Origin of the sequence: Brevibacillus sp. HB1.1, assembly GCF_013332445.1 — a bacterium.
Classification (GTDB): domain Bacteria; phylum Bacillota; class Bacilli; order Brevibacillales; family Brevibacillaceae; genus Brevibacillus; species Brevibacillus porteri.
Genome location: NZ_JABMIV010000004.1, coordinates 73086 through 85408, shown reverse-complemented (window position 1 = coordinate 85408; position 12323 = coordinate 73086). Strand labels below are relative to the sequence as shown.

Here is a 12323-nt window from a genome sequence, read left to right as displayed (position 1 = left end):
ACTAAGGGCAAGAGGGCGGGGGAGTGAGCGTATGCGTGAGTATTTGCTGTATATCAAAGCTTGCGGCGGATCAATACCACAGGTGCAGACTTATGTTACGCCGAGCTTTTCTGTAGATCGTTCTTTTTGGCAGGAGAGAGAAGGGTGTGTCCTGCATGTCATCGGGAAGACATCGTCGCTTGCTCTGGCCTTTTCCTTGCGTGCAAAGGTGAACGGGTATTTGATGGAACAAGTCGGCAAAGGACGGATGCTGACTGATGGATATGTAAAAGAGTTGAGAGCACTGGCGGTAAGTAGCGTGTGCGAAGCGAGCAACTTATATGGAAGGGAAGTAGCGAGTGTACAGGACCGCCGAGAGCAGAGGTGGTTTTCTTGGGAGTCAATCGAGGAGAGTGTGGAAGTTTCTTATCTAGGTAACAAAGAAACAGGGAAATTTCCGGGGGCTCGGTTGGGCTTTTTGGGTGGTCACGCGCTTCTTCGAAGGAGCTCATCTCGGGTGAATATACAAGAAGCTGTTTTGAGAGAGATTTTGGACGGGCGTGCGCTCCTTTGGGATGAAGTGGAGTCCTTGCTGAAAAAGCGAGGGGTGGACGTGCATGATTTGTCAGCCATTTTGCATGCATTCGTGCTTGCAAACAAAGCGGAGTGGCGACCTGGTATTCGTTTTACGGTCATAAATGAATGGTGGCGCAATCGGTTGGAGTTGGTCTGTGAACGCTGCGGAAGCGCAGGAGAGAAGGTGGAGTTTACTTATTGTCATACGTGTGAGCAAGGGTGCGCTTACTGCACAGCTTGTTTAGGAATGGGCAGGAGTAAGTGTTGCACTCCGTATTTTTTAATGGATGTAGGAGAATCTCTTATCCGTAGCGCAGACCACTTGCAGAACGTGGCGAGATTGGAGTGGGCGGGGAAGTATTCGGCAGATCAATCGCGGGCAGCTGAGCGAGCGCGTTGCTTTGTTGCCAATCCGAGGCCAGGGCTATCGGAGTTTTTGATCTGGGCAGTTTGTGGAGCGGGCAAAACAGAGTTGTTATTCCCTTCGGTTACAGAGGCACTTGCTGCTGGCGGTCGCGTTTTGATTGCGACACCTCGAAAAGACGTCGTACTAGAGTTAGCCCCGCGTATTAAGCGAGTCTTTCCCGGGGCTAAAGTGATTGCCGTCCACGGTTCGAGCTCAGAGAAGTGGGAAGAGAGCGATATCACGATTGCGACCACGCATCAGGTCATGCGCTTCCATCGGCGTTTTTTGCTGGTCGTTCTCGACGAGGCCGACGCGTTCCCTTATCATAATGATCCTGTTTTGTATCGCGCTCTATCCAGAGCGGTGAAAAAGAGTGGGAAGCTCCTCTATTTAAGTGCAACACCTCCGGGATATTTGCAAAAGCGGCTCGTTAGAAAAGGATTCTCAACCCTAGGCTCGTCTGGGGCGATACCGCTATTCTCAGATACACATGTTCTGTTACCTGGACGCTACCACGGTGCTACGCTTCCTGTCCCCAAGATTCTCACGGTACAAGGCTTACATAAGCGCGTTCAGACGAATCGAATTGTGGCACCGTTTATAGAAGCGGTGAGTAGTTCTCTGAATGAAGGCCGACAAGTTTTTGTTTTTGTCCCGCGAGTTGATGAAATTGACAGGGTGCTATCATACCTTCAAAAGTGGCTTCCTGCTCACGCGGGGGAGATGGCCGGTGTTCATGCGGCAGACCCTATACGGGAGGAAAAGGTACTCGCATTTCGAGAAAAATGTTATACCGTCATGGTGACGACTACGATTCTAGAGCGAGGTGTGACCATACCGAAGAGTGACGTAGTAGTGGTAGGCGCGGAGGCACCTATATTTGACGAGGCGTCATTGGTGCAAATAGCAGGACGAGTAGGACGATCCGTTGATGATACGTCGGGTAGTGTTATATTTTTGCAAGCAGAACGCGCTACTTCTCCAAAGCGGGCCGTCAGACAGATATTACAGATGAACAGCTTGGCTCAAAGGCTCGCGGAACAAAGAGGCCTTTCGTGATTAGTGGGATGTGTGTCCGTTGTGGTGGGCGTATCGCAGCTCTCCAAAAGGAATCGGTCGTTCGTGAAAAGGCACGACAGCTATCCGATCAGGCGAGCTATCCGGTCATCTACCGCATGTTAAAAGGGATTGTGTTGTGTGGAGTCTGTCTTGATGCTTTGTCGTTGATTGGGGATGATATTTGCCAGCGGTGCGGGCGTGACAGGGAGTTGCAGGCTAGTATCGGCAACGAAGGGCTATGCCGGGATTGTGTTCATGGAGAAGATGATCAGATATTGGTGGCAAATCGGAGTTTGCTTCGCTATGAAAAGGGAGAGAAGGATTTGCTCGGATTGTTTAAATACCGCGGTGATGAGCGGCTAGCTTTATACTACGGTACGCTTCTCGCCATTACGGTTCAGCGTTATTACAGGTCTTTGGGGTTTACCTGTATCACGATGGTTCCTTTACATCCACAACGATTGCGGGAACGCGGCTTCAATCAGGTTGACCTGCTGGCCCAGCATTTAGGAGCGGCAATCAAAATTCCTGTCAAACCGTTGCTTCTCAGGACGAAGGATACCCCAAAGCTGAGCAAGCAAAAAGGGCGCGCAGCTCGTCACGAAAGCATGCGCGAAGCTTTTGTGTGGGATGGGGTGAATGTGCCTGTGCCCTCTACTGCTAAAATCCTGCTTCTTGACGATATTTATACAACTGGTTCGACGTTGCGTTCGTGTGCGAAAACAATCAGAGAACATTTGGGGCCAAGCTGTGAAGTATATTCCTTGACAATATACCGATAGCCAGTTTGGAAAAATTAAGCTATGATGTAGGCATATAACGGATGTGGAACCGTATGAACTTTCTGAACGGAAAAGGGGTTGTCCGATATGTCTATGGGCAAGTTGGCAAACTGCTCGCGGTGTGATGCTGTATTTGTACAAGCAGTCCGTGACATTTGCCCCAAATGCTATAAAGAAGTGGAACAAGAATATGAAGCATGCGCCCAATTTTTGCGCAAGCGAGAAAATCGCGGATCGAATATTCACCAGGTGAGCGAAGCCACTGGCGTGAGCGTGAAGCAAATTACGAAGTTTATCAAAGAAGGGCGCATTTCGGTTGCCGGAAATCCCAACCTTGGCTATCCATGTGAGCGCTGCGGTTTTTTGATTCGAGCAGGCAACATTTGCGAATCTTGTCTAAAAGGCTTGAAGCACGAAATCACGCAACAACTCGAGGTAGAGCAACGATTGGACGAATTCCAACGCGCCGATCTGGCTCAGGCAGCTTATCGAAGAAAGCAGAATAGTGACGAATAGTTTTGTGCAAAAAAACTAATCGTACATGATGAAATTGCCGATGATACTACTAAGAGGTGTCATCGGTTTTTTCTATGAAAAGACTGGTGGTATGAGAGGATGGTAATCAGATGCGGATTAATGAACCTAACCGTGTCGGGATGATCAATGCTTACAACAAGACAGGCAACAACCAAGTAGGCAAAAGCGGCAAAATCCCGATGGGCAAGGATGAAGTAAACATTTCCACAGAAGCGCTTGAAATGCAGAAGCAAGTAGAAGATGTCAACTCTCCACAACGTCGGGAAAAAGTGGAGCAGTTGAAGAAGCAAGTGGAGGAAGGAAAATATCACGTCTCAAGTGAGCGGATCGCTGATAAGCTCCTGTCCTTTTGGAAAAAGCTGTAACACAGATCTGAAGAGGACCTTTTGAACAGCCTCTTTAAATAGTTTTCGATGGAAGATGAGGAGAAGCAAGGAATGAATAGACTCTACGATCTGCTCGACAACTTGATCCAGTTGCACAAAGCCTTGTACACCCTAGCCTCGCACAAGAAAGAAGTGCTGGTAAAAGGGAGTGTGGATGAACTGGTAGCCATTACACGCCAGGAGCAAAAACTGATCAAGGGCGTCACAGAAGCTGAAGCAGCCCGCCAGCAAGTCGTAAAAGAACTGACAGCACAGAAGGGGTTTGCGCTGCAAGAAGGCACACTGGCTGAATTGATCAAGTTGACGACCAGTGCGGAAGAGAAGATGCGACTCACTTCCTGTCGTAATGAGCTAAGCCGGATTGTGACCGAACTGCGCGATGCTAACGACCTGAATCAGCAGTTACTGGAGCAATCCCTTTCTTTTGTAAACATGACGCTCGACCTGATCACGGATACGCCCGAGGACGACTTCATCTACGGAAAGCCGACCTCGGATACGTATCGTCAGGCTAATCGAACTTTTTTCAACAAAAAAGCGTAAAGAGGTGTCGAAATGCGCTCTACTTTTCATGGAATTGAAGTCAGCAAACGCGGCTTGTTCGCTCAACAATCCGCGCTAAATACAACGGGACATAATATCTCCAATGCGAATACGGAAGGATACAGTCGCCAGCGCGTGAATATGCAGGCTACGACTGGTTTGCCTTATGTAGGGATGCAAGCAAGTATAGAGCCGGGCTTGCTCGGTACGGGTGTGCAAGCGACTAGTATTCAGCGTCTGCGAGAAGAGTTTTTGGATATTCAGTATCGGAACGAATACAAACGCCAAGGCTACTGGGATGGTCGTTTGGAAACGTTGGAGAAATTAGAAGGGATCATGAACGAGCCTTCTGACACTGGTTTGCAAAAGGTTATGGACCAGATGTGGCAAGCATGGCAGGACTTGGCCAAAGATCCGACGGATACATCGGCCCGCGCAGTTGTTCGGGAACGAAGCAAGGCAGTAGCGGATACGTTTAATACGCTTACGAAACATATTCAAGAAGTACAAACAGATCTCAACAATGTGGTAAACGTAAAATCGATGGAAATAAACTCCTTGGGCCAACAGATTGCCAGCTTGAACAATCAGATTGCAAACGTTGTACCACACGGCTATCAGCCAAACGATCTCTATGACCAACGTGACGTGCTTTTGGACAAGCTCTCCAAGCTGGTGGAGGTCCGTGCAACTCAGTCAACAGCTGGTATGGTAAACGTGACCATTGAAGGTCGTGAATTTGTTACTGGAATTACATCGCAGCCAGTAGCTACTGTACAGAATCCAGCTACGGGCATGAGTGACATGACGCTGGGGGGAGCGGCGTTTGTGCCGACAACCGGTTATATGGCAGGAACGTTCCAATCTCGTGATCAAATCGTGCCGAATATGCTGAAACGCCTGGATGTTTTGGCTGTGAATTTGACGAAGGAAATCAACGACCTGCATCGGGCGGGACGAAGCTTGAGTGATATTAACAATGGGACTGTACAGGATCTGCCATTCTTTGTAGATGCGAATTCACTGGCCGCTAATCCAGCGACAAAGGATTATCCGAAAGGTGCATCCAGCCTCGTTATTAACCCAGAGATCATGAAGAGCCTAGATGCGATCGCGGCAGCACAAGAAGAAGCAGGTACTACTCCTGTAGGGAATAACAAGAGCGCTCTCGCTATTGCTTCGATCAAGTTCAAGGTATTGGCTGCGGGTGCAGGTCCGAATGACTTGGCAGAAAGCTCTACGTTGGATAACTATTATCGCTACACCATTAGCCAATTGGGTGTGGATGCTCAAGAAGCCGAGCGTAACCAACTGAACTCCGAAATGCTCGTCGGTACCGTAGATAGCCAGCGTCAATCTGTATCTGGCGTATCGATTGATGACGAAATGGCAGAAATGGTGAAATACCAGCATGCATACAGTGCCTCTGCTCGCGTCATGACAAGCATGGACGAAATTTTAGACAAAGTCATCAACGGCATGGGCCGAGTGGGCCTCTAATTAGGAGGGAATAGATTATGGCAGTACGTGTAACGCAGAACATGCTGAATAGTAACATGCTGCGGAATTTGCATAAATCGATGCGGAATATGGATAGTTTGCAGGATCAATTGGCATCTGGGAAGAAGATTGCTAAGCCTTCTGATGATCCTGTTGTGGCAGCACGTGGTATGTTTTATCGTTCTTCCTTGATGGAGAATGATCAGTATAAACGGAATGTGGATGAGGCACAATCTTGGTTAGATATGACCGATAGTACTATGGATGAAGTTGGTAGCGTCTTGAAGCGAATTAATGAACTCTTGGTGTATTCTGGGGATGGAGCCGTTTCCCCTGATGATTTGAAAACGATGGGGTCAGAGGTTCTGGAATTGAAGAATCATTTGGGAACGCTTGCTAACCAGCAAATTAACGGGAAGTATATATTTGCAGGAACAGATACGAACAAAGCCCCATATGATTCAAGTGCCAATGCTGGTAAAGGAGACTTTGTCAGTACGAACAATTCGCCAATAAATCTAGAAGTGAGCCAAAATGTTTTTGTTACTTCGAACATCAATGCTCAAAACATCTTTAATTTTCCTGACAATGCAAATAACATGTTTAAAGTGATTGATAATGTCATCAATGAGTTAAATAACGGGAGAAGTGCTTCGCAATTTATAACGGTATTGGATCAGCAGTATGACAAACTGTTGGCAGAGCGTGCTTCTTTAGGAGCATCTGTAAATCGTGTAGATTTAATTGCGGAAAGACTAAATACTCAAGAAGTAAGCATCACCGGGCTAATGGCGAAGAATGAAGATGCTGACATGGCAGAAGTAATGACAGATTTAAAGACACAAGAGAGTGTACACTCAGCGGCACTGGGATCCGGAGCCCGTATTATTCAACCAACACTGCTAGACTTTTTGAGGTAGAGAGCTAGGAGGGTGATGACGTGATGCGGATTCCACAGTTACGTATGGAAAGTACTTTTGCCCAACTCGGCCTAAATGTCAGAAAACCTGTTCAAGAAATCAAGCAGCCTCAGGCAGAGATGAATCTGAGTCAGAAGCCCGCGGAACTTACTATCGAGCAGGCAAAGACCGAACTAATGATCGATTCAAGCCAAGCACGATCAAATATCGGGATTATGACCCCCATGCAGTTTAGCGACAGTAATGCTGCGTATGGGCGCGAAAAATGGTTACAGGCGATCGCAGAAAAGAGTCAAGAGGGCGATCGAATGATGAGAGTATACACGAGAGAGAATGCCATAGCTGAAATTGGTAGGGAGAAAGGCATGAGGGTGTTTGAAGGCGGATACAGACCGCCCTCAACATCCAATGATGAGGGCGTCGATATAAGTATCCAAGCAAGACCAGTTTCGATCAACGTTAAGCGAAACGGCATGAGTATTGATCCAGTAACAAGACCCCCAGAGCTTTCCTATACACCCGGTAAGGTAGAACCGTATGTGATACAATATAATAGTCTGAAGATTGATGTGTCAGGAAGTCAACTGGATCAAATGATGTGAGTGAGGGGAAAACATGAATAAGAGCCAACGAGTGGAATTGGGTAAGCTATTTTTTGAAGATGGCATTCCTGGGTTTTCTCATTTGCAATTTTTTCAGTTGATGCAGGAAGAGGAGAGTCCGTTTTTTTTAATGCAGTCTACTGAAGAGGTAGAAATTGGTTTTTGGGTTGTCAATCCGTTCGCCTTTTTTAGTGATTACGAATTCGTTCTTCCAGATATATCGAAGGTAGCTCTTAGTATACAGGAGGATACACCCAAAGCGGTTTTCACAATAGTTTCTATTCGAGAGAGTCAGCAGGTATCAGTGAATCTTAAGGCGCCAATTGTCATCAATTTGTCTAACCGTATGGCCAAACAAGTAATTTTGCAGGATGAAAGATACTCTATTCATCAGCCGTTGTTTGTCGAGAGAACTTGACAAGAGAGTAGGGGGGATCCTCATGCTGGTACTATCCAGAAAAAAAAATGAGTCTATTATAGTAAGTCATGACATAGAGATTAAAGTTATTTCGATTGAAGGAGAAACCGTTCGTCTAGGCATTGAGGCTCCCCGTGATGTTGAAATCTATAGAAAAGAATTATACATGACTATACAAGAAGAGAATCGATTAGCCTCTGAAAGTGCTATCACATGGGCTTCCATGAAGGCTATATTGATGAATCAGCAGAGTAATAGAGATGAATTACAGAGTAAGAAAGAGGATGATGAGAAGTGAGTTTTTACAAACAAGAGTGGGAGACTTCATACAAAAACAAAGATAACTTTGTTTATTATCCTCATGAAGAAATTATTAGATTCACTTCAAAATATATTCGGAAACGGACAGGGCAGTTTGAGTTTATTGATAGACATCCACACTTGGAAAATCACAAATTATTAGATGTAGGGTGCGGTATTGGGAGACATGTTATTTATGCACATCAAATGGGATTAGATGCGCATGGTATTGATCTTTCTGAAACGGCTGTCCAATTAGCAATTGATTGGGCAAAAATGGAAGGGATCAACAGCCCTGAAAATAAAATAAAGCAGGGGTACACGCAGAATCTCCCGTGGGAAAATGATTATTTTCAATTTGCTGTTAGTCATGGAGTACTAGATAGTATGAACTTTTCTGTAGCACTTCAGTCTATGGAAGAGATTAGTAGAGTTTTGGTGAAGGATGGGCTCTTTTATTGTGATCTGATTTCAGGAGACGACTCTAGCCACTCTCGGGAATACGATGGTGAAGTGGAAGTTGAAACTGCTCATGAAAAAGGGACGATTCAGTCCTATTTTAATTTTGGTAAAATCGAGAAGTTAATTGGAAGATCGTTTGAAATTCTTGAATGTGTCTTAATAAAAAGAGAAGATATTTTGAGTGGAACTTTTCACTCTAGGTATCATATTATTCTGCGAAATATCAAGTAATAGGGTCAGTGAAACGTTACATCAATATATACTTAGAAAAAATTTTTAAAAAAACTTTCTAAACTAGTTAAAGATGCTCAAGGTTTTACCGATATAAGATATGTAGGGACAAAGTTACAAGCGCGCGATTGTAAATAGTCCTAAAAATTCCTAGTCACATGGACGTGACGGGCAAAAATCAAGGAGGAAAATACTCATGATTATCAATCACAATATTTCCGCAATGAACACACACCGTCAACTGGGTGTAAACACAGGCAGCTTGGCAAAAAACGTTGAGAAACTGTCTTCCGGCTACCGTATCAACCGTGCTGCTGACGATGCTGCTGGTCTCTCTATCTCCGAGCGTATGCGTGCACAAATCCGCGGTATGGAACAAGCTTCCCGCAACTCTCAAGACGGTATTTCCCTCGTTCAAACTGCAGAGGGTGCATTGCAAACTGTGAATAATATCTTGGTTCGTGTTAAAGAACTGGCTACTCAATCTGCAAACGGAACTTATGACTCTGCTGCTGACCGTAACCGTCTGCAAGAAGAACTGTCTGAGTTGTCTAAAGAGGTTACAAATATTAAAGATAACACTAAATTCAACGGAATCAGCTTGTTGGATGGAAACGCCAACAAAGATATTGACCTGCAAATCGGTCAAGAAGCTTCACAAGTTTTGACTTTGGATACTTCCAAATTCAACCTGACCAGTGTTGCAACTAAAGTTGGTAACTGGAAAATCGATACACAAAGCGCTGCGAAAAGCGTGCTGAAAAGCATCGATGCTTTCATTAACAAAGTATCTGCAGCTCGTTCCTACTTGGGTGCTAACCAAAACCGTTTGGAAAACACAATCAACAACCTGAACATCACTGCTGAGAACCTGACTGCTGCTGAATCCCGTATCCGCGATGTAGATATGGCGAAAGAGCAAATGGCTTTCACGAAAAACAACATTCTTACTCAAGCTTCCCAAGCAATGCTTGCACAAGCAAACCAATTGCCACAAGGTGTACTGCAATTGCTCCGTTAATACACCTTTTCACAAAAAAAGCATGGGTTTCTATCCAGAAGCCCATGCTTTTTTATTTTTTCCATGTATATCATATAATTGAATGTTAAAAAGGAACCGATATACTAAAAAGAACAGTGAAAGGGATGAAGAACATGAAGATACTAGCACTGGGGCAAGAATACCATGTGGATAAAACCCAAGATAATGTTGTTGAATACATACTTTCTATTATTAAAGCGATTATGGCAGAAAAAAATATGATCTTTTGCGGAATGCGAATAGATGGAAGAGAGATTTATTCAGACTTTGAGGAGGAAATAGAAGAGGAAATTGAAAGTATTGAAATGATCGAACCCATTCTTTTGACAGAAGAACAGTTATCCAAAGATACTTTAATATCTATTCACGAATACGTGACGAGATCACTTGTACACCTTCCGCAGTTGGCTGAAAGGTTTCATTCAGAGATGATATCGACTGACACCTGGGAAGAGCTGGGGCAATTGGTGGAAGGGCTGCTCTGGATTCAGAATACAGTGCAATATTACCCAATCTATAATGATATCTTTACTTTTAGCAATGAATTAGAAACGATAAATACTGCGGTTAATCAACAAGATACATATATGATTGGTGATGTAGTTGAGTATGAAATCATCCCCCGTTATAAAATGATTGAAAAACAACTAGAGGATATTTGCATTCACGAGGTGGACAGCAATGGTACTAACTGATAACATTACCTCTTTAAAAAAACATTACCCTGACATTTGGGAAAAGCTCAGAGATCGCAACCCTCAGTTGATGGACCAGGTTAGACTTGAGGAAACTAAATCACAGGATAAGGATCACACTTTAGCTGTATGTCTGGAGTCTGGATGGAATTATATCCATAGTAAATATAACCCTATGCAGGAAGCAGAACGTTTTATTGAATCACTAGAGGACATCGGTGATCGGCATGTGTTATTTTTTGGAGTAGGGTTAGGGTATCATATTGATGAGTTTATCAAGAGTAAACCTAACAATTCCTTTTCCTTATACGAGCCAAATATGGCTGTCTTCCATCAATTAATGGGGCATAAAAAAATAGATGACTGGTCTCCAACGAAAAAGCTGAAACACCTAATGATCGAGGAAAACCCTGAAGATTGTAAGAAGAATCTGATGGAACTTACTAATTTTCTCGAGGATGAGTTATATTTGGTGATCCTCCCTAGTTACAAAAGAATTCTTACTGAACAGACGGAACAGTTCATCAAAACATTTCGGGATGTTGTATATGAGACAAGAGATCGCCTTCTTACGGGTAAGGTTTTCGCGAAAAGAATGGCGATTAACGGATTATTCAATTTACCGACCATAATAAAGACACCAAATATTCTAGAAGCACATAAGGATCAATTTAAGGGAAAACCAGCCATAATAGTAGGGGCTGGACCATCTTTGAATGATGAATTTGAAAACTTGCGCCATATCAAGGAAAACGGATTAGGGTATATCTTTTCAGTTGGTTCTTCTATAAATCAGTTGCTGAACGCTGATATTTTGCCAGATGCGGCTTTTGCCTATGATGGAAGTGCTATGAACTCAAAAGTATTTCAAAAGGTTATCGAGGAGAAGATTGACAGCGTCCCTTTGATTTTCGGAAGTACAATGGGATTTGAAACTGTACAGAATTATTGCGGAGAAAAGGCAAATTTTTTAGTTCGTGATGATTATATTATGGATTTATTCTTGAAAAAAACAGACGATGAGTCATTTCAGTACATCGATAGGTTTGGAAGTATTGCAACGTTGACATTGCAAATTCTTGACTACATGGGTTTCGCACCAATCATTTTTGTTGGCCAAAACCTTGCGTACCGTGGAGATCAGATTTATGCAAAAGGAATTGAGTACACAGGTACTGAATTGGGGCAAGATCGTAGGGAATATGCAGTTGAAGTAAAAGATGTATATGGAAACACCACCTTAAGTGGACGCGGTCATGTGTCGATGCGTGAGGAGCTAGAAGAGCTTATTCAAAAAATATCTAGAACTGATATCATCAATACAACCAAAGGCGGTGCTCATATTGAAGGCACTGTTTTTCTTCCGATGGAGGAGTTAATTACTACACATCTAACTTCGCGTAATGTAGTGAATTCAAACTGGTTAAATTCGTTTGTAGAGAATGATACTGGTAATTATGATATTTCGCATTTTAAACAAATGATCAAGGAGTTAATCGTTTCTCAAGATGAGCTAATCAAGATTATTCGCAGATTCGCTGAGTTACTTGAAGACATGAACAGTTTTATCACCACTAGAAATGATAAACAGTTAGAAGTATGCCTTAACAAATTCGATAAAATGTTTGATCGTCTGCAAGCGAACAAATTAAACCTGCGCATTATTCAACCAATGAATCATCTTGAATTCCAGTTAATTTTAAAAATGTTTGATGAAATTCGTTCTAATCCAGATGCAAAATCAAAATCAAGAAGAGTCGTTGACCAATTCGGGAATTATCTTATTTCTTGTCAGACAGATACAGCACTCGTAAAAAGGTTGCTAGAAAAAATTCATGAAGAAGTTTCAGGGGAAGCCATTTTAGTATAAAAAGAGGGGAAGCAG

Annotated in this window: 14 protein-coding genes; all 14 read left to right on the top strand. The window is 43.7% G+C overall.

Annotated elements, in window-relative coordinates:
- The first annotated feature begins 31 nt into the window (after positions 1-31).
- The 14 genes from HPY27_RS13005 to HPY27_RS12940 all read left to right on the top strand — a co-directional run bounded on the left by HPY27_RS13005 (position 32) and on the right by HPY27_RS12940 (position 12308).
- On the top strand, positions 32-2020 hold the full coding sequence (locus HPY27_RS13005) for an ATP-dependent helicase ComFA (RefSeq protein ID WP_174225189.1): 1989 nt from the start codon (positions 32-34) through the stop codon (positions 2018-2020).
- Positions 2017-2802: a ComF family protein gene (locus tag HPY27_RS13000; RefSeq protein ID WP_017252294.1), complete on the top strand. Its 786-nt coding sequence runs from the start codon at positions 2017-2019 to the stop codon at positions 2800-2802. Before HPY27_RS13005 ends, HPY27_RS13000 begins: the two co-directional genes overlap by 4 nt.
- Before the next feature lie 87 nt (positions 2803-2889).
- Entirely contained in the window at positions 2890-3318 is a 429-nt protein-coding gene (locus HPY27_RS12995) for a TIGR03826 family flagellar region protein (protein ID WP_017252293.1), read from the top strand.
- A gap of 110 nt (positions 3319-3428) precedes the next feature.
- Entirely contained in the window at positions 3429-3704 is a 276-nt protein-coding gene (flgM, locus tag HPY27_RS12990; protein WP_016742371.1) for a flagellar biosynthesis anti-sigma factor FlgM, read from the top strand.
- 72 nt (positions 3705-3776) lie between these two features.
- The gene (locus HPY27_RS12985) at positions 3777-4268 is read left to right on the top strand and encodes a flagellar protein FlgN (protein ID WP_026043387.1); all 492 of its coding nucleotides are present in this window, start codon (positions 3777-3779) and stop codon (positions 4266-4268) included.
- Positions 4269-4280: 12 nt separating this feature from the next.
- Positions 4281-5768 carry a flagellar hook-associated protein FlgK gene (gene flgK / locus HPY27_RS12980; protein WP_174225188.1) on the top strand — a complete coding sequence of 496 codons (1488 nt, stop codon included), beginning with the start codon at positions 4281-4283 and terminating at the stop codon, positions 5766-5768.
- Between the two features lie 17 nt (positions 5769-5785).
- Complete coding sequence (gene flgL, locus HPY27_RS12975; protein ID WP_174225187.1) at positions 5786-6688, top strand: flagellar hook-associated protein FlgL; 903 nt, start codon at positions 5786-5788, stop codon at positions 6686-6688.
- A 23-nt stretch (positions 6689-6711) separates the two neighbouring features.
- Positions 6712-7290 (top strand): DUF6470 family protein, encoded by a 579-nt coding sequence (locus HPY27_RS12970; protein ID WP_174225317.1) that lies wholly within the window; start codon positions 6712-6714, stop codon positions 7288-7290.
- 13 nt (positions 7291-7303) lie between these two features.
- Positions 7304-7708, top strand: a complete 405-nt coding sequence (locus HPY27_RS12965; protein WP_174225186.1) for a flagellar assembly protein FliW — start codon at positions 7304-7306, stop codon at positions 7706-7708.
- Positions 7709-7730: 22 nt separating this feature from the next.
- Positions 7731-8006, top strand: coding sequence for a carbon storage regulator CsrA (gene csrA, locus HPY27_RS12960; protein ID WP_174225185.1), 276 nt, complete (start codon positions 7731-7733; stop codon positions 8004-8006).
- Positions 8003-8701, top strand: a complete 699-nt coding sequence (locus HPY27_RS12955; protein ID WP_174225184.1) for a class I SAM-dependent methyltransferase — start codon at positions 8003-8005, stop codon at positions 8699-8701. Before csrA ends, HPY27_RS12955 begins: the two co-directional genes overlap by 4 nt.
- Before the next feature lie 196 nt (positions 8702-8897).
- Positions 8898-9722: a flagellin N-terminal helical domain-containing protein gene (locus HPY27_RS12950; protein WP_174225183.1), complete on the top strand. Its 825-nt coding sequence runs from the start codon at positions 8898-8900 to the stop codon at positions 9720-9722.
- 134 nt (positions 9723-9856) lie between these two features.
- Positions 9857-10438: a hypothetical protein gene (locus HPY27_RS12945; RefSeq protein WP_174225182.1), complete on the top strand. Its 582-nt coding sequence runs from the start codon at positions 9857-9859 to the stop codon at positions 10436-10438.
- Positions 10425-12308, top strand: a complete 1884-nt coding sequence (locus HPY27_RS12940) for a motility associated factor glycosyltransferase family protein (protein WP_174225181.1) — start codon at positions 10425-10427, stop codon at positions 12306-12308. Before HPY27_RS12945 ends, HPY27_RS12940 begins: the two co-directional genes overlap by 14 nt.
- Positions 12309-12323 lie beyond the last annotated feature (15 nt).

What these genes read in the sequence shown, in the direction of transcription:
- HPY27_RS13005 (WP_174225189.1), top strand. Translation starts at nt 32, where the DNA reads ATGCGTGAGTATTTGCTGTATATCAAAGCTTGCGGCGGATCAATACCA.
- HPY27_RS12995 (WP_017252293.1), top strand. Translation starts at nt 2,890, where the DNA reads ATGTCTATGGGCAAGTTGGCAAACTGCTCGCGGTGTGATGCTGTATTT.
- flgM (WP_016742371.1), top strand. Translation starts at nt 3,429, where the DNA reads ATGCGGATTAATGAACCTAACCGTGTCGGGATGATCAATGCTTACAAC.
- HPY27_RS12985 (WP_026043387.1), top strand. Translation starts at nt 3,777, where the DNA reads ATGAATAGACTCTACGATCTGCTCGACAACTTGATCCAGTTGCACAAA.
- flgK (WP_174225188.1), top strand. Translation starts at nt 4,281, where the DNA reads ATGCGCTCTACTTTTCATGGAATTGAAGTCAGCAAACGCGGCTTGTTC.
- flgL (WP_174225187.1), top strand. Translation starts at nt 5,786, where the DNA reads ATGGCAGTACGTGTAACGCAGAACATGCTGAATAGTAACATGCTGCGG.
- HPY27_RS12970 (WP_174225317.1), top strand. Translation starts at nt 6,712, where the DNA reads ATGCGGATTCCACAGTTACGTATGGAAAGTACTTTTGCCCAACTCGGC.
- HPY27_RS12965 (WP_174225186.1), top strand. Translation starts at nt 7,304, where the DNA reads ATGAATAAGAGCCAACGAGTGGAATTGGGTAAGCTATTTTTTGAAGAT.
- csrA (WP_174225185.1), top strand. Translation starts at nt 7,731, where the DNA reads ATGCTGGTACTATCCAGAAAAAAAAATGAGTCTATTATAGTAAGTCAT.
- HPY27_RS12950 (WP_174225183.1), top strand. Translation starts at nt 8,898, where the DNA reads ATGATTATCAATCACAATATTTCCGCAATGAACACACACCGTCAACTG.
- HPY27_RS12945 (WP_174225182.1), top strand. Translation starts at nt 9,857, where the DNA reads ATGAAGATACTAGCACTGGGGCAAGAATACCATGTGGATAAAACCCAA.
- HPY27_RS12940 (WP_174225181.1), top strand. Translation starts at nt 10,425, where the DNA reads ATGGTACTAACTGATAACATTACCTCTTTAAAAAAACATTACCCTGAC.